The sequence below is a fragment of the Bacillus sp. CDB3 genome (genome assembly GCF_002081505.1).
Taxonomy (GTDB): domain Bacteria; phylum Bacillota; class Bacilli; order Bacillales; family Bacillaceae_G; genus Bacillus_A; species Bacillus_A cereus_AT.
In genome coordinates, this window is record NZ_ALBR01000010.1 from 1 (window position 1) to 17268 (window position 17268).

The following is a 17268-nucleotide window of genomic DNA, read 5'->3' on the forward strand; positions in this document are numbered from 1 at the left end:
ACTTGATCATATTATAATAGGTGACCATAAATTCGTGAGTTTAAAGGAAAAAGGTCATATTTAAGACTATGCTTTTTACTTATTTTGTTTTATAATGTGATTTATGAGTTTTTTGTAGAAAATTATCTACAAAAAGGATACAGATATAAAAAAACGTACTGTTTTTATCATATAAAGTAAGAAAAAATGAGTCCGTGAAAACAAGAAAGGAAGATAAATAATATGTTTGGATTTGGTGGCTTTACTCGCGATCTTGGAATAGATTTAGGAACTGCGAACACGCTTGTATATGTAAAAGGAAAAGGTGTAGTTTTACGTGAGCCTTCAGTAGTAGCATTACAAACTGATACAAAACAAATCGTTGCAGTAGGTAGCGATGCAAAACAAATGATTGGTCGTACACCAGGAAACGTAGTGGCACTTCGCCCTATGAAAGACGGTGTAATTGCTGATTACGAAACAACAGCAACAATGATGAAATATTACATTCAACAAGCTCAAAAATCAAATGGATTCTTCTCACGTAAACCATACGTAATGGTATGTGTACCATCTGGTATTACAGCTGTAGAAAGACGTGCAGTAATCGATGCAACTCGTCAAGCTGGTGCTCGTGATGCATATCCAATTGAAGAGCCATTTGCAGCAGCAATTGGTGCGAACTTACCTGTTTGGGAACCAACTGGTAGTATGGTTGTTGATATCGGTGGTGGTACAACAGAAGTTGCAATTATTTCTTTAGGTGGTATTGTAACAAGCCAATCAGTTCGTGTTGCTGGTGATGATATGGATGATTCAATCATTCAATACATTAAGAAGAGCTATAACTTAATGATCGGTGAAAGAACAGCAGAAGCATTAAAATTAGAAATCGGTTCTGCAGGCGAGCCAGAAGGTATTGAACCTATGGAAATTCGCGGTCGTGATTTAGTAAGTGGTTTACCAAAAACAGTACTAATTCAACCAGAAGAAATTGCAGATGCATTAAAAGATACAGTAGATGCGATTGTAGAATCAGTTAAAAATACGTTAGAGAAAACTCCACCTGAATTAGCGGCAGATATTATGGACCGTGGTATCGTATTAACAGGCGGCGGGGCATTACTACGTAACTTAGATAAAGTTATTAGTGAAGAAACAAATATGCCAGTTCTTGTTGCAGAAAATCCATTAGATTGCGTAGCAATTGGAACGGGTAAAGCATTAGACAATATCGACCTTTTCAAAACTGCTGCTCGATAATATTGCAAAATAAAAATCAATGAAATTAAGAGGGTGTGAACGTGCCACAGTTTTTCTTAAACAAAAGATTAATTGTTTTGTTAGTTAGTATTATTCTTCTCGTGGCATTGATTGGAATCTCATTGAAAGAACGGAACAGTTTAACATGGCCAGAGCAGTTTATAAAAGATACTGTCGGTGTTGTAGAACGTGTATTCCAAAAGCCAGCGAATTATGTTGCCGGATTCTTCGAAAACGTAGAAGATGTAAAGCGCACGTATGAAGAGAATAAAGAATTAAAAGCAAAATTAGATAATTATGCAGACCTATCAGGAAAAGTAAAACAATTAGAAGATGATAAAAAGAAATTACAAGAGTTAACTGGTAAAACAGCGTTAAATAGCGGTTATACTGAAATTCCAGCTACTGTTGTTTCTCGTAATCCAGATAAATGGTACGATTTAATTGGAATTGATAAAGGGGCACAGCAAGGAATTAAAAAGGATATGGCTGTAGTAACTTCACAAGGTTTAGTTGGACGAGTGAAAAGTGTATCTCAGTTTACATCATCAGTAGAGTTACTAAGCTCTATGAGCCGAACAAATCGTGTTTCTGCTATTGTACAAGGTGATGAGAAAATCTTTGGATTGATTGAAGGTTACGATAAAGAAAAGCACTTACTTCTTTTTACAAAGATTGGCTCTGATGCTAAGGTAGAGAAAGATCAACTAGTTGTAACATCTGGACTTGGTGATATTTTCCCGAAAGGTCTTGTAATTGGGAAAATCGTTGATGTTCAGCCTGATCCATACGGTTTAACAAAAACAGCTTATGTAAAACCTGCTGCTGATTTAAATGACGTAGAGCATATTACGGTTGTCAAACGTGACACGCCTTCGGCGCCGTTAGAATAGGAGGGGAAGAAGAGATGATGAAGATTTTAAAAAGAGCAGCTCTTCCTCTTTTGCTCCTTTTTGTTTTTTTATTTGAAAATATGTTCTCTACTGTTGTTCCAACAGACGTCTTTTGGAAAGACAGTATAGCAGCACCGCATTTCTTTATAATTGTGTTATGTTTTATTACAGTGTACTATGGTCCGGTTCAAGGGATTTACTACGGACTATTATTTGGTTTCTTATTTGATACCGTATACACAGAACTTGTTGGTATATATATATTTGCCTATCCAATTTTGGCATATTTAGTTTATAGTGCGATGAAGATATTGCAATTGAATTTATTTATTGTTGTTTCTATCGTATTAGCTAGTATTGCAGCATTAGAGTATTATGTGTATGGATTTTTAACTTTGTTAGGGCGTACTCACATGTCGGCGTATGTCTTTTTCACCGATCGTCTCCTTGCTACTTTATTGCTAAATGGAATTTTCTTATTGATAGTTTGTTTCCCACTGAGACGATATTTAGTGCGTCTTTCAAAAGCGATGGAAGAAAAAGAAAAAAGGATTTTCTAATTTTATGTCGAATTGAATCGGTGGGGTGAACTTTAGTGGAAGAAAAAAAGCAACAAAATGTAACGATAAAAGGGACAAAAGATGGAATAACACTACATTTAGATGATTGCTGTTCATTCTCTGAACTATTAAAAGAATTGGATGAAAAGCTTTCTACACATTACTATGATGGTGACGGACGTTCTTTGATTGAAGTGCGTGTTAAAGTAGGAAATCGTTATTTAACAGAAGTACAACAAGAAGAGATTCGTACGTTAATTCGCAATAAGAAAAATCTTGTTGTGGAATCAATTGATAGTGATGTTATAACAAAAGCAGAAGCAATAGCTTGGAAAGAAGAAACAGAAATTGTCCCTATTTCCAAAATTGTTCGCTCTGGACAAGTGTTACATGTAAAAGGAAATTTATTATTAATTGGAGATGTTAATCCAGGCGGAACGGTTATCGCTGGGGGGAATATTTTTGTCGTGGGATCACTAAGAGGGATTGCACATGCGGGGTATGATGGAGATGCAGAAGCTGTTATTGCTGCATCTATTATGAACCCTATGCAACTCCGAATTAGTGATGTGACAATGCGGGCTCCGGAAGAGAAAGAGGACGGAGCGGAGGCGGCCGAATGTGCGTATATTAATGAGAACAATCACATTGTTGTCGATCGCCTGCAACTTCTCACTCATCTTAGACCTAATTTAACAAAGTTAGAAAGGGGAATTGTATAGCTGTGGGAGAGGCAATAGTAATTACATCTGGAAAAGGCGGCGTAGGTAAAACTACAACGTCTGCGAACATTGGTACAGCCCTTGCGTTATCTGGAAAGAAAGTATGTTTAATTGATACAGATATCGGTTTACGCAATTTAGACGTAGTAATGGGGCTGGAAAATCGTATTGTATTTGATCTTGTTGATGTCGTTGAAGGGCGTTGTCGTTTACCTCAGGCTCTTATTAAAGATAAGCGTTTTGATGATCTTTATTTATTACCTGCAGCACAAACGAGCGATAAATCGGCGGTAACACCTGAACAAATGGATGAATTAATACAAGTATTACGTCAAGATTATGATTACATATTAATTGATTGTCCTGCGGGGATTGAGCAGGGATTTAAAAATGCTGTAGCAGGTGCGGATAAAGCAATCGTTGTAACGACACCAGAGGTATCCTCAATGCGTGATGCAGATCGTATTATCGGGCTTTTAGAGAAAGAGGATATTGAACCGCCGAAACTTGTCATTAACCGTGTGCGTAGTCATATGCTTCATGAACAGGATATGTTAGATGTTGATGAAATTGTACGTACATTGTCAATCGAGCTTCTTGGTGTTGTCGAAGATGATGATGAAGTTATTCGTGCTACGAATACAGGCGAACCTGTAGCGTTGCAACCGAGCGGAAAAGCAGCACTAGCTTATCGCAATATTGCAAGACGTTTGTTAGGTGAGAATGTGCCATTACAAGCATTTGAACAAGAAAAAGTATCGGTATTTACAAAGATGAAAAATTTCTTTGGGATTCGTTAAAAGCACTTCGCATAAATGCGGAGTGCTTTCTTTTTTTCTTCGCATGAATATCTTTCTTCCATAACTCATACATATGTACAAACTGTATATAACTGTTTCTATTTGAATAAGGCTCACTAAAGAAAGGAGACAGTATGAAGAATAGACGTGTGGAAGAAATTAAAAAGCGGATTGCGAAAAGGAAAGCAGAGCAAGAAAGGATGGAGGAAGATCAGTATTTTGCTGGAGGGGACTTTGATAGTGACACGGTATTTATTGAAGAAGGAGAGAAGGAAATTCACCCTCTATTTCGAAAAGAAGTTTTTCTCTTCAAAGTTTTGCTATCAGCAATATTAGTTCTCTCAGTTGCTATTTTATTTAAAAATGCACCTTCTTCTTTTGATGGTACTAGAGCTGTCACAGAAAAAGTTATGCAAGAAGAATTTCAATTTGCTACTATATCGAAATGGTATGAAAAGCAGTTTGGAAAACCTCTCGTTTTCTTTTCTCCAAATGAGAAAAAAGAAAAGGCTATTCAGCAAAAGGATTATGCGATTCCTGCCTCTGGAAAGGTGATGCAAGGGTTTCAAAAAAATGGCCAAGGTGTATTTGTTCAAACGGCTACAAATGCAACGGTTGAGTCAGTAAATGAAGGTGTAGTTGTTTTTGCGGGCAAGAAAGAGGAACTTGGAAATACAGTTCAAATTCAACACGCTGATGGCACGGAGTCTTGGTATGGAAATTTAAACGATATGTCAGTGAAGTTATATGATTACGTTTCAAAAAAACAAAAAATCGGAACGGTGAATAGTGACGAAAATAATAAAAACGGTAAATTTTATTTCGCGATGAAAAAGAATGAAAAATTTATTGATCCTATTCAGGTGATTTCATTTGATTAAATATAGAGATGTTTTAACGAAAATTACGGTGCATCCATTGTTTTGGGTTATTATCGTTATTGGTATTTTTACAGCGCGTTTTAAAGAGTTACTATTACTATTTTGTATCGTTTTAGTTCATGAATTGGGGCATGCTTTTGCAGCTGCATATTATAATTGGCGTATTAAACAAATTCAGCTTTTGCCGTTTGGTGGCGTAGCTGAGATGGAGGAACATGGGAATAAATCATTAAAAGAAGAATTGATTGTCGTTATGGCGGGACCAATTCAGCATATATGGATGATTGCGGTCGCCTATATTTTGTATCAAGCGGGCTGGGTAACGGATGATTTGTACCATTTCTTTGTATGGAATAATGTCATTATCTTAGGATTTAATTTATTGCCTATTTGGCCACTTGATGGCGGAAAAGTATTATTTAATGTATTATCATATCGTTTTCCGTATTTACAAGCACATGAAAAGATGATGAAATTGTCATGTGTTTTTTTTAGTGTAATATTAGGATGGCAGTTACTTTGGAATAGTAATAACATTATGATGTGGGTATTACTCGTTTTTCTAGCGATTTCTTTGTATCAAGAATGGAAACAAAGAAGGTACGCATTTATGCGTTTTTTATTAGAACGTTATTATGGGAATAAAAGAGATATTGAAAAGATTGCACCTATTGAGGTGAAAACAGAAGATCGCTTGTATACGATTTTTACAAAATTTCGTAGAGGATATAAACACTCTATTATCGTCCATGGAAAATATAAAGAGCATTACACATTGGACGAAAATGAATTGCTCTATGCGTATTTTGCTGAAAAACGAACAACTTCATCTGTTGAAGAATTAATTGGTTAGTGTTGACGACGACACTAACCTTTTATATTGTAAGGAAAAGAAGTGAAAAGTGAGGAAAAAATTTTGAAGACGTTATATATAAACTACACTGGTTCGGAAAAGCGTGTTGCGATAGAAGAGAAACAAAAAATTGTCGAGCTTTTATGGAAAAGGAATGAAGAGCAGGAGATTGTCGGGCATATTTATGTTGGGCGTATCGTAAGAACAATTGCTGGAATGAACGCAGCCTTTGTAAATATCGGATTAGAAAAACATGCATATCTTTCATACGATGATGTACCATCTTCATATCGCATACATGAAGGACAGGCGATACTTGTACAAGTTGTGAAAGAAGCTATTGATACGAAAGGTCCTAAGTTAACAGCGAATATAGAATTTACCGGAAAATATGTTGTTTACATGCCGTATGATGAAATGCGCGCTGTTTCTCGGAAAATAAAAAATAATAAAAGAAGACAACAGTTGCTCGGAGTTGAAGTGAAAGGAACGGGTGGATACATTTTCCGCTCTGCTTCTGAAAAAGGAACAATTGATGAAATACAAGCTGAAATGCAAGGGTTGCAGCAGTTATATGAAGAATTAAAAAGAAGAGAAGAGCAAGGGAAGGCGCCGTTACTACTTCATCGACCAGCGACGTTTTTAGATCGTGTATTTCAGGAGAACCCAATTGAAACGATTGAAAAAGTAGTTGTAGATACGAGAAGTGTAGTAAAAGAATTAGAAGAAAAAGTAGGGGAAGAAAGAGTATCCTTTTACAATGAAAAATCTTCGATGTTTAACCATTTTGGAATAGATCGTGAAATCGAGAAAGCACTTCAAAAAATTGTGTGGCTACCAAATGGTGCGTATCTAATTGTAGAACAAATGGAGACGATGACTGTAATTGATGTGAATACAGGTAAATTTACTGGAAAACAAAATTTACAAGATACTGTACTTCGCACAAATGAAGCGGCTGCTGAAGAGATTGCTCGTCAATTAAGACTGCGTGATATTGGCGGTATGATATTAATTGATTTTATTAATATGAAAAGACGTGAAGATAAAGAGAAGGTAAGAGAGAGTTTAATGTTAGCTTTACAAGATGATCGTACATATACGAGAGTACTCGGATTTACGGAATTAGGAATTTTAGAGATGACGCGTAAACGTAAGAAACATTCGTTACGTGACGTATTATTAGAAGAATGTGTACCTTGTAAAGCGACGGGATATGTCATGTCTTATGAAACAATTGCGTATGAGTTAGAGAGAGAACTAATTACATATGGCAATATAGAAGATGAAGCAGTATTAATCGCTGCACCGAAAATTTTGCAAAAGCATTTTCTACAAAAAGAATTACAAAAAAATCTTCCATTTGAAATTTATTTCAAAGATGATATTATCGAAAGGTACGCTATTATCCGATTTGGAAGTAAGAAAGAAATTGTAGAACGGAAAAAATAGTTAGCAGAACATTTATTGACAATAGTCTATGATTCATGATAACATCTTTATGTTATAGTTTATAGCACCTAAACGGCTATATGCTACAACCGCACAAAACAGGTTCCCTAAAGACACTTATGTCTACCTCGTTTTTGGCGAGTCTTAGTAATTAAGAGGAGGTGCAAGTATGTACGCAATTATCGAAACAGGTGGAAAACAAATTAAAGTTGAAGCTGGTCAAGCAATCTACATTGAAAAATTAGATGTTGAAGCTGGTGAAACTGTTACTTTTGACAAAGTTCTTTTCGTTGGTGGCGAAAACGTTAAAGTTGGTAGCCCAGTTGTAGAAGGCGCAACAGTGACTGCTAAAGTTGAAAAACAAGGTCGCGCTAAGAAAATCATCGTTTTCAAATACAAAGCGAAAAAGAACAATCGTAAGAAACAAGGTCATCGTCAACCTTACACTAAGCTAGTTGTTGAAGCTATCAACGCTTAATTCAGGTTAACATGATTAAAATTACGATAAGTCGCACGAAATTAGGAAGTATCCAATCATTTAAAATGACTGGACATGCCGATTATGCGCCACATGGACAAGACCTTGTCTGTGCTGGAACTACAGCGGTTGTGTTTGGTTCTATAAATGCAGTGGAAGAACTTTGTAATGTGCAGGCAACTATTGAACTCGGAAGTGACGGCGGATTCTTAACGTATGAATTGCCTAATGATTTAGACGTTCATACAGCAGAAAAAGCACAGATACTTTTAGAAGGATTGGTTGTTTCGCTTAAGACGATCGAACTTGATTACGGAAAGTATATCCGTTTAATAGAAAAAGTGCAGGAGGTGTAACGTATGTTAAGATTAGATCTTCAGTTTTTCGCATCTAAGAAAGGTGTAGGTAGTACAAAGAACGGTCGTGACTCTCAGTCAAAACGTCTTGGTGCTAAACGCGCAGATGGTCAAACGGTTTCAGGTGGTTCAATTCTTTACCGTCAACGCGGTACAAAAATTTATCCAGGTGTTAACGTTGGTCGTGGTGGCGATGACACTTTATACGCGAAAGTTGACGGCGTAGTACGCTTTGAGCGTCTTGGCCGTGACCGCAAACAAGTGAGCGTATATCCTGTTGCTCAAGAAGCATAAGAACTCACGGAAAACTCTAACCTGAGTGCAGGTTAGAGTTTTTCTATATTAAGGGGTATCTAAATGAATGAAAAATGGACAATTATAGATGCGTTGCGCCATTCAAGACATGATTGGCTCAATCGTATGCAGATGGTGAAAGGAAACCTTTCCCTTGGAAAAGTGGAAGAGATTCATAGGCTCATCGATCGTTTTGTCCAAGAAGCGAGACAAGAATCCAATCTGATAGGGCTATCAATGCCTTTATTTTCAGAGTGGATTTTAACATATAATTGGAAACAGCAGCCGTGCTTATTGGAGTACGAAGTATTAGGGAATTTACATAACTTATCTCACTTAGATGAGACTGTATGTACATGGACGAATCAATTTTTCTCAATACTTCAGCATAGTTTAGACGTATATGTTGAAAATTATGTTTGTATCACAATTGAATGTGACGCGGAGAATGCTCGTTTCTTTTTTGATTTTCGTGGTAAGCTAACGAGTGTAGAAGAACTACAGAATTGGCTTGCGAACCAAAACAATAAATGGTATTCCATTTCTTATACAGTACGAGATGAAGAAGTCTCAGTTATATTACAACCAATCGAAAAAAGTGTGGTGAAATAATGTTTGTAGATCAGGTCAAGATATATGTAAAAGGCGGCGACGGTGGTAACGGAATGGTTGCGTATCGTCGTGAGAAGTATGTACCTAAAGGTGGCCCAGCAGGTGGCGACGGTGGTAAAGGTGCAGATGTTGTTTTTGTTGTTGAGGAAGGCTTACGTACATTAATGGACTTCCGCTACCAACGTCATTTCAAAGCTGATCGTGGTCAGCACGGAATGAGTAAAGGTCAGCACGGTCGTAAATCTGAAGATTTAATCGTAAAGGTTCCACCGGGAACAATTGTAAAAGATGAAAAAACAGGTGAAATTCTTGCCGATTTAGTAACGCATGAACAAACAGCTGTAATCGCAAAAGGTGGCCGCGGTGGCCGTGGTAACTCACGTTTCGCAACACCAACGAACCCAGCGCCAGAAATCGCTGAGAACGGGGAACCAGGTCAAGAACGTGATGTCACGCTAGAACTTAAAGTACTAGCAGATGTTGGACTTGTTGGATTCCCAAGTGTAGGTAAATCTACATTATTATCTGTTGTATCATCAGCGCGTCCGAAAATTGCAGAGTATCACTTTACAACAATCGTTCCAAATCTTGGTGTTGTTGAAACTGGTGATAACCGCAGCTTCGTTATGGCTGACCTTCCTGGACTAATTGAAGGCGCACATGCCGGCGTCGGACTTGGACACCAATTCTTACGTCATATTGAGCGTACACGTGTAATCGTGCACGTTATCGATATGTCTGGTTTAGAAGGCCGTGAGCCATATGAAGATTATGTAACAATCAATAGTGAACTAAAAGAATACAATATGCGTTTAACTGAGCGTCCACAAGTTGTTGTTGCAAACAAAATGGATATGCCAGGTGCAGAAGAAAACTTACAAGCATTTAAAGAAAAATTGGGAGACGAAGTGAAAATTTTCCCAATCTCAGCTGTAACGAAACAAGGTGTTCGTGACTTACTATTTGAAGTAGCGAACTTATTAGAAACAACACCAGAATTCCCAATGTATGATGATGTAGAAGAATCTGAAGCAAGTGTAATGTACAAATTTGAATCTGAATCTAATTTTGAAATTACACGCGAAAGTGATGGCACATTTGTTATTTCTGGTTATGATATTGAGAAAACATTCAAAATGACAGACTTCTCACGTGATGAATCTGTACGCCGATTTGCTCGTCAAATGCGTGGAATGGGTATTGATGAAGCCCTTCGTGCACGTGGTGCAGTAGACGGAGATATTGTAAAAATTCTTGAATATCAATTTGAATTTATCGATTAAGACTGCCGAAATATGGCGGTCTTTTTTTTATCCCGCTATTTGTGGGCAGTAAAACTCCCATCTCAAAATTCAGCTGGAGCAAAGAAGTTAGGTGGGAGCCTTACTGCCCGTAAACGCCAGATTGGAGAGGGCTGATTAAAGTTTCACTTTATATCGTAAATGTCTGATTCATATAGGAAAAAATACCCACTAATTAAATTTTCAATTTATAATAGAACAAGGAGTGGTTTTGGAAGAATTTTTTATGGGGAGAAAATGAACATGTATAAAATATTAATTGTAGAAGACGATGAAAAAATCGCGGGAATACTAGAGGAGCATTTAGAAAGATATGGCTATCAATCATTTAGAGCAAGTGATTTACGTCATATAAAAGATGAGTTCGTGAAAATAAATCCTCATCTCGTATTACTGGATATTAATTTACCATATTTTGATGGTTTTTATTGGTGTCGTCAAATTCGTACTGTATCGAATGCGCCGATTATTTTTGTTTCTGCAAGAACAGGGGAAATGGATCAAGTAATGGCGATTGAGAATGGCGGAGATGATTACATTACGAAGCCGTTCCATTTAGATATCGTAATGGCAAAGGTGAAAAGTGCACTCCGCCGAGGATACGGTGAGTATGCTTTGGCCGCGGAAAGTGATTGTTTAGGTGTTAATGGTTTGTTATTATTCCCATCACAGCACACAGTAGAGTGGAAAGGGCAACAAACGGAACTTACAAAAAATGAGTTTTATTTATTAGAATGTTTAATGAAACAAGCAAATCAATACGTAACACGTGAAGAGTTGTTAGAGGCTTTATGGGATGAAGTAGCTTTTGTTGATGATAATACATTAACCGTAAATGTAAAACGCGTAAGGAAGAAACTAGAGGAGCTAGGCATTAAAAATGCAATTGTAACGAAACGCGGATATGGTTATGCGCTTCTTACAGAGTGGGGGGAAGGGCATGAAGGTTAAAAATTACCTCATGGACCGCTTTTCTTTAATTCTTTCTTATATTGTTAGCCTTTGTTTATTTGGGCTCGTTTTGCAGTTGCAAAATCTTTTGGATAAAAAATCAATTGACTGGAGTACGTGGTTATATGGACTTTTATTAGGGACAGTTGTATTTACTGTATACCTCATTTACGATTACCGAAAACGGAGTGTGTTTTTAAAGAGGATCGAAAAGTATGTTACTGGCGGAAATACATTACATGACTCACTACTTATTGATACTTCTTATACGTCAGAGCAAGAGATGATTGTTGAATCGTTTACTCTATTGAGACAGCAATATATGAATGAAGTTCATAAACAACATGCGAAAGAACAACAGCAAATGATATTTATGAACCAATGGATTCATCAAATGAAAACACCAGTATCGGTTATAGAATTGTTATTACAGAAGTTTGGTAAGGAGCATCGTGAAGCAAGAGTAACAGTTGAAAGTATTCGCGAAGAAAATAATCGTATACTAAATGGTTTAGATTTAGCGTTACATATGGCAAGGTTAGAGCAATTTGCGAAAGATTATAAAGTAGAAGTAGTAAATGTGGTAGATATCATTCGAGGTATTATTAATGAAAATCGAAAATCCTTCATTCAATCGTCTGTATTTCCGAAAGTAATGTTTGATGAAGATACTTGTATGGTTGCATCTGATAGAAAATGGCTGAGTATTGCTATAGGACAAATTGCTGTAAATGCAATTAAGTATACAAAAATTTCAGAAGCAGAGAAAAAGGAAATTCAATTTCAAATTGAAGAGAAAGATCAAAAGGTGTTACTACATATTAAGGACAACGGAATCGGTATTCCAGAGCAAGATATAAAACGTATATTTGATCCATTCTTTACGGGAATAAACGGCCGTAAAACGAGAGAAGCGACTGGAATGGGTTTATATATTACGAAGGAAATTTGCGATAATTTACATCATGGAATGTATGTTCAATCGGCTGAAGGAGAAGGAACGACATTCACATTCCAATTTGCAAAAGATGAAGAATATCATGCATTGATGAGAAAAATGACAAAACTGTAAGATAACAAAACGTTTTGTAAGGAAAATCACTCGTTTCTTTTTCTTATTTTTCTTATAGTAAATGTAAGAAGAAAACACATAGGGGGATTAGAAATGAGTGTTCTTGAAGTGAAAGGCTTAACAAAGGTGTATCAATCGAAAGGTTCAGTAGCGACGACTGCTTTAAATGATATAAATTTTAAAATTGAAGAAGGCGAATTTGTAGGGATTATGGGTCCTTCAGGAAGCGGAAAAACAACGCTTTTAAATTTATTGGCAACAATTGATAAGCAAACTTCAGGTCATGTGCTTGTAAATGGTGAAGAAATTAATCAAATGCGTGCTGCAAAATTAGCAGAGTTTCGCCGTACACATTTAGGATTCATTTTCCAAGATTTTAACTTACTTGATACGTTATCGATTAAAGAAAATATTATTTTACCGCTTGTAATGGCGAAGAAATCTGTAAATGAAATCGATACAAAAGTACTGGAAATTGCGAAGTTTTTAAACATCGAAGAAATTTTAAATAAAAAAGTATATGAAGTATCAGGCGGACAACAACAACGTGCAGCAGCTGCGAGAGCAATCATTCATGAACCGACGTTAATTTTAGCGGATGAGCCAACGGGAAACTTAGATTCTAAGTCAGCGAAATCATTAATGGGAGCACTTCAAGATTTGCATGAGCAAAAGAAAGTAACGATTGCAATGGTTACGCATGATCCAGTAGCGGCTAGTTATTGTGAACGCATCCTCTTCATACGTGATGGAGAGATCTTCTCAGAAATACACAAAGGAAGAACGAAGCAAGCCTTTTTCCAAGAAATTTTAGACGTACTTGCGATGCTAGGAGGAGAATATCATGAACTTTCGCCAGCTCGCGCTTAATAACGTAAAAGGAAATTGGCGTAATTATAAAGCATTCCTTATTAGTAGTTGTTTATCGATCGTAGTATTTTTCATGTATGCTTCCTTCATTTATCATCCAGATGTCGTAAGCGGTAATATTAGTATGAAGACGATGATTACAAAAGGGTTAGAATCAATGAATTACATCGTAGTCATCTTCTCAGCACTCTTTATTTTATATGCAAATTCAACGTTTTTACGAGCAAGAAAAAAGAATTTGGTTTATTAACATTAATAGGCGGAACAAAGTCTCAACTTGGCAGAATGATTATATTAGAACAACTTATGTTAGGTAGTATTGCAATTGTAGTAGGTATCGGGATTGGAATGCTTTGTTCAAAACTATTTTTCCAAGCACTCAGTGTCTTACTAAAAGTTGATAAAACACTTCCGTTTGTATGGAATGGAAAAGCAGTTCTTATTACAGCGGGCATATATTTTATTCTCTTTTTAATTCTATCATTGTTTAGTGTTTGGACAGTGGGACGCTTGCAAATTATTGATTTATTAAGAGAAGCAAGAAAACAAAAAGTGGAGCCTTTTGCATTTACGTGGTTATGTGTAGCCGGTATAGGATGTATCATTGCTGCGTATGTCCTTTGTTTCCAAGTAACAATTATGAATTTTATTATGTATTTCTTACCGATTGTAGGACTGACAATTGGCGGGACGTATTTACTATTTACACAAGGTAGTACAGTCGTATTAAAAGCATTGCAAAAACGAAAACAATCTTTTTATACATATCCAAATATGTTCGTACTAAGCAATCTTATTTACAAAATGAAAGATAATGCTCGTTTTCTATTTGTAATTTCTATTATTACGGCGGTTGTTTCCTCAGCAGTTGGTACGCTTTATGTATATTATGAAAATATGAGTGCAAAAACGGTAGAGCTTACGCCACATGCTATTTCATATGAGGAAAAGGGGTTAAATACGCATAGTCTTATTAATGAAGAAAAAGTACAAGAGATTGTAAAAAAACATGGGTTTGAAGATGCACGAAAAGTAACCTACGTAAAACTACCTGCAACACAGAAAATAATGTTGTTTAACAGTGAACGTGAAGTACCAATGACGATTATTTCAGAAAAAGAATATAACGCAGAAGTGCGTGAACAAAAGAAAGAGCAAATTACAGAGGTTCATAATGCACCAGGTAGTGCGACGATGGTTATGGTTGATGCAGCAAATGAACTTATGAAAATAGATCGTACGAAACCGTATGAATTTACAATTAATGGACAAAAGCAGTCTGTTCAATTAAATGAGCCAACGTCATATTCTGTTTTTAACGATAGCGAATATCTCATTGTGAATGATCAAGATTTTGAGAAGTATGCAAAGCTCGTACCAGACGAAGAAAAGACGAAATATTACGGTTATTATATTGAAGACTGGAAAAGTACGGAAGACCTTGTGCTAGATTTGAAAAAGCAAATTGCACCAGAAAAGCAAGGAGAACTGAAAAATTCAGTGTTTGCTTATAAAGATATAAGAGAATCTGGAGCAATTACAATATTCATTGGTTTCTTCGTAGCAGTACTGTTCTTCTTCTTCGCTTGTAGTATGACATACTTTAAATGGTTTAACGATAAAGAACAAGATCGTATTCAGTTTAAATCGTTAAAGAGAATCGGTATGACAGATAAAGAAATTCGTAAAATTGCAATTCGACAAATGGGTGTTATCTTCTTTATCCCGATTTTAATCGGTGCAATTCATAGTGGATTTGCTCTTCATACGTTAGGGAAAATGCTTTATATCGATTTATGGAAATCAGGTGCGATTGTAATTGGCGCATACATTGTAGCTTCTGCAATTTACTTTATGATCGCGCAAAGAGGATATTTAAAACACGTGAAAAGCTAGGGAAACCTCTAGCTTTTTGCCTATGTAGTACGTTACAGGGGGACGGTAGATGAACATTCGACAACTAGCGCTACAAAATATAAAAGGGAACTGGCGTAATTATAAAGTGTTTTTCTTAAGTAGCTGCTTTGCAATATTTGCTTCTTATGCATACATGTCTGTCATTGTACATCCGTATATGCAAGAGACAATGTGGTATCAAAATGTACGCTGGGGTCTTATCATATGTAACATTATAATTATTTCTTTTTTTATCATATTTATTTTGTACTCTACTTCTATTTTCATAGAAGCGCGTAAGAAAGAACTAGGGTTATATATGTTAATGGGAGCAACGAAATCTAACGTAATAGGAGTGATTATGACCGAGCAAATATTAATTGGAATGTTTGCTAATATTTTCGGTATTGGGCTTGGCATGATCTTTTTAAAGCTCTTCTTCATGGTGTTTAGTATGTTACTTCGTCTTCCGAAAGAACTCCCTGTCATATTTGACGTGAGGGCGATTGGTGTAACGTTTGTTATATATATGGTCGTTTTTATTCTATTATCTTTTATAAGCGCTTTACGTATATGGAATATAAAAATCATTCGGTTATTAAAAGAATTTCGAACAGATAAACGAGAGAGAAAAACATCAAAGTGGCTCTGTTTATTCGGTTTTGCTTGTTTAGGGACGGGATATACGTTATCGCTACAAGCGACGATGCCAACGATAGCATTATACTTTTTTCCTGTTGTTATATTAATTTCTTTTGGAACGTATTTCTCATTTACACACGGCGTTACACAAATATTAGAAATGATAAAACGAAATAAAAAGATTATGTATACATACCCGTATTTGTTTATAGTGAATCAATTATCACATCGAATGAAGGGAAATGGTCGCTTTTTCTTTCTGTTGTCTATGGCGACAACGTTTGTGGTTACGGCGACAGGTACGGTGTTTTTATATTTCTCTGGTATGCAGGATATGTGGCGTGGCGGAGGAGTACACTCGGTTTCGTACATAGAAAAAGGTACTTCTGCTCATGAAGTCTTTGAGGAAGGTGCGGTTGAAAAATTGTTGCATCAATATGGGTATGATGATTTTCAATACATGAGTTTTGTTGGAGTGTATGCATCTTTTCAGTCCAATAAGGGGGAAACAGAAGTAACGCCGCTTATAAAGGAAAGTGAATACAATCAAGAGGCAAGAAAACAAAAGCAGAGAACGTATCATCCTAAAAAAGGAACAGTTACACTTGTTTATTATAATAAGCGGAATCATCCGAATTTATATGATCAAAAAGAGATTCAATTACAAGTAAGGAATCAAACGCATCAATTGGTATTTAACGGTCAGAAGGAAGGGGTACAATTTAACTATCACCCTTCATACATTAATGGTCTGTTTTTCGTCATGAATGATGAAGATTTTGAAAGTATAGCAAATAAGGTTCCGGATTCTGAAAAAATGATATATAGAGGCTACACATTACCAAATATCGAAAATACAAAGAAATTAAATGCAGATTTACGTAAACATATGAAACAAGATAATAATAATGCATTTCGAAGTAATATGGAATTCTATGTGAGTATGAAAGAAGGCGGTGATATTACTCTATTTGTAGGTTCATTCATTAGTATATTATTCTTTCTTACTTCATGTAGTATCGTATATTTTAAATGGTTTCATAATATTGCATCGGATCGTAAGCAGTATGGTGCGCTCTCCAAACTTGGAATGACGAAGGAAGAAGTGTGGAAAATTTCTCGTTGGCAATTGTGTATGCTATTTTTTGCGCCAATTATAGTAGGAAGTATGCATAGTGCAGTTGCGTTATATACGTTTCATAATACTCTCTTTATGGACGGTTCATTAAGAAAAGTAGGTTTGTTTATTCTGTATTATATCGCGGCATGCATCATTTATTTCTTTTTTGCTCAAAGAGAATATAGGAAACATTTAGACTAGCGGATGTTAGTCTTTTTTAAATATTCGAAATTTACATAGAAGAATATAAAAAAGTATGGTATAACAGTAAGA

The 17268-nt window shown here is 36.0% G+C and carries 17 protein-coding genes, 2 pseudogenes and 1 other annotated feature; all 19 genes and pseudogenes read left to right on the top strand.

Annotated elements, in window-relative coordinates; genetic code table 11:
• Positions 1-64 (top strand): annotated as a pseudogene (locus CDB3_RS01715) (JAB domain-containing protein); the annotation flags it as partial.
• 158 nt (positions 65-222) lie between these two features.
• Positions 223-1242, top strand: coding sequence for a cell shape-determining protein MreB (gene mreB, locus CDB3_RS01720; protein ID WP_000466738.1), 1020 nt, complete (start codon positions 223-225; stop codon positions 1240-1242).
• Between the two features lie 41 nt (positions 1243-1283).
• Complete coding sequence (mreC, locus tag CDB3_RS01725; RefSeq protein ID WP_097830562.1) at positions 1284-2135, top strand: rod shape-determining protein MreC; 852 nt, start codon at positions 1284-1286, stop codon at positions 2133-2135.
• Between the two features lie 14 nt (positions 2136-2149).
• Complete coding sequence (gene mreD / locus CDB3_RS01730) at positions 2150-2695, top strand: rod shape-determining protein MreD (RefSeq protein ID WP_128853299.1); 546 nt, start codon at positions 2150-2152, stop codon at positions 2693-2695.
• A 35-nt stretch (positions 2696-2730) separates the two neighbouring features.
• On the top strand, positions 2731-3417 hold the full coding sequence (gene minC, locus CDB3_RS01735) for a septum site-determining protein MinC (RefSeq protein ID WP_128853300.1): 687 nt from the start codon (positions 2731-2733) through the stop codon (positions 3415-3417).
• A gap of 2 nt (positions 3418-3419) precedes the next feature.
• The gene (gene minD / locus CDB3_RS01740; RefSeq protein ID WP_000503310.1) at positions 3420-4217 is read left to right on the top strand and encodes a septum site-determining protein MinD; all 798 of its coding nucleotides are present in this window, start codon (positions 3420-3422) and stop codon (positions 4215-4217) included.
• Between the two features lie 134 nt (positions 4218-4351).
• Complete coding sequence (locus tag CDB3_RS01745) at positions 4352-5098, top strand: M23 family metallopeptidase (protein WP_071745761.1); 747 nt, start codon at positions 4352-4354, stop codon at positions 5096-5098.
• The gene (locus CDB3_RS01750; protein WP_097830565.1) at positions 5091-5951 is read left to right on the top strand and encodes a M50 family metallopeptidase; all 861 of its coding nucleotides are present in this window, start codon (positions 5091-5093) and stop codon (positions 5949-5951) included. Before CDB3_RS01745 ends, CDB3_RS01750 begins: the two co-directional genes overlap by 8 nt.
• A 63-nt stretch (positions 5952-6014) precedes the next feature.
• Positions 6015-7403 (top strand): Rne/Rng family ribonuclease, encoded by a 1389-nt coding sequence (locus CDB3_RS01755; protein ID WP_128853301.1) that lies wholly within the window; start codon positions 6015-6017, stop codon positions 7401-7403.
• 77 nt (positions 7404-7480) lie between these two features.
• Positions 7481-7558 (top strand) — a sequence feature (ribosomal protein L21 leader region).
• 14 nt (positions 7559-7572) lie between these two features.
• Complete coding sequence (gene rplU, locus CDB3_RS01760) at positions 7573-7881, top strand: 50S ribosomal protein L21 (RefSeq protein WP_000270907.1); 309 nt, start codon at positions 7573-7575, stop codon at positions 7879-7881.
• 11 nt (positions 7882-7892) lie between these two features.
• Positions 7893-8237 (top strand): ribosomal-processing cysteine protease Prp, encoded by a 345-nt coding sequence (locus CDB3_RS01765; protein ID WP_001993153.1) that lies wholly within the window; start codon positions 7893-7895, stop codon positions 8235-8237.
• Positions 8238-8240: 3 nt separating this feature from the next.
• Complete coding sequence (gene rpmA / locus CDB3_RS01770; RefSeq protein WP_000944957.1) at positions 8241-8531, top strand: 50S ribosomal protein L27; 291 nt, start codon at positions 8241-8243, stop codon at positions 8529-8531.
• A gap of 63 nt (positions 8532-8594) precedes the next feature.
• Positions 8595-9143 (top strand): sporulation initiation phosphotransferase B, encoded by a 549-nt coding sequence (locus CDB3_RS01775; protein WP_128853302.1) that lies wholly within the window; start codon positions 8595-8597, stop codon positions 9141-9143.
• A complete protein-coding gene (obgE, locus tag CDB3_RS01780) occupies positions 9143-10426 on the top strand; it encodes a GTPase ObgE (protein WP_000497117.1) in 1284 nt (427 codons plus the stop codon). The genes CDB3_RS01775 and obgE overlap by 1 nt, the downstream gene beginning before the upstream one ends.
• 261 nt (positions 10427-10687) lie before the next feature.
• Positions 10688-11395 (top strand): response regulator transcription factor, encoded by a 708-nt coding sequence (locus CDB3_RS01785; RefSeq protein WP_128853303.1) that lies wholly within the window; start codon positions 10688-10690, stop codon positions 11393-11395.
• Entirely contained in the window at positions 11385-12467 is a 1083-nt protein-coding gene (locus CDB3_RS01790) for a HAMP domain-containing histidine kinase (protein WP_128853304.1), read from the top strand. Before CDB3_RS01785 ends, CDB3_RS01790 begins: the two co-directional genes overlap by 11 nt.
• A gap of 93 nt (positions 12468-12560) precedes the next feature.
• Positions 12561-13337, top strand: a complete 777-nt coding sequence (locus tag CDB3_RS01795; RefSeq protein WP_088230692.1) for an ABC transporter ATP-binding protein — start codon at positions 12561-12563, stop codon at positions 13335-13337.
• Positions 13312-15233, top strand: a pseudogene (locus CDB3_RS01800) (ABC transporter permease). Before CDB3_RS01795 ends, CDB3_RS01800 begins: the two are co-directional and overlap by 26 nt.
• Before the next feature lie 49 nt (positions 15234-15282).
• Complete coding sequence (locus CDB3_RS01805; protein WP_128853305.1) at positions 15283-17196, top strand: ABC transporter permease; 1914 nt, start codon at positions 15283-15285, stop codon at positions 17194-17196.
• Positions 17197-17268: the final 72 nt, after the last annotated feature.

Coding starts and splice junctions, on each gene's coding strand:
- mreB (WP_000466738.1), top strand. CDS start 223: ATGTTTGGATTTGGTGGCTTTACTCGCGATCTTGGAATAGATTTAGGA.
- mreD (WP_128853299.1), top strand. CDS start 2,150: ATGATGAAGATTTTAAAAAGAGCAGCTCTTCCTCTTTTGCTCCTTTTT.
- CDB3_RS01745 (WP_071745761.1), top strand. CDS start 4,352: ATGAAGAATAGACGTGTGGAAGAAATTAAAAAGCGGATTGCGAAAAGG.
- rplU (WP_000270907.1), top strand. CDS start 7,573: ATGTACGCAATTATCGAAACAGGTGGAAAACAAATTAAAGTTGAAGCT.
- CDB3_RS01765 (WP_001993153.1), top strand. CDS start 7,893: ATGATTAAAATTACGATAAGTCGCACGAAATTAGGAAGTATCCAATCA.
- rpmA (WP_000944957.1), top strand. CDS start 8,241: ATGTTAAGATTAGATCTTCAGTTTTTCGCATCTAAGAAAGGTGTAGGT.
- CDB3_RS01775 (WP_128853302.1), top strand. CDS start 8,595: ATGAATGAAAAATGGACAATTATAGATGCGTTGCGCCATTCAAGACAT.
- obgE (WP_000497117.1), top strand. CDS start 9,143: ATGTTTGTAGATCAGGTCAAGATATATGTAAAAGGCGGCGACGGTGGT.
- CDB3_RS01785 (WP_128853303.1), top strand. CDS start 10,688: ATGTATAAAATATTAATTGTAGAAGACGATGAAAAAATCGCGGGAATA.
- CDB3_RS01790 (WP_128853304.1), top strand. CDS start 11,385: ATGAAGGTTAAAAATTACCTCATGGACCGCTTTTCTTTAATTCTTTCT.
- CDB3_RS01795 (WP_088230692.1), top strand. CDS start 12,561: ATGAGTGTTCTTGAAGTGAAAGGCTTAACAAAGGTGTATCAATCGAAA.
- CDB3_RS01805 (WP_128853305.1), top strand. CDS start 15,283: ATGAACATTCGACAACTAGCGCTACAAAATATAAAAGGGAACTGGCGT.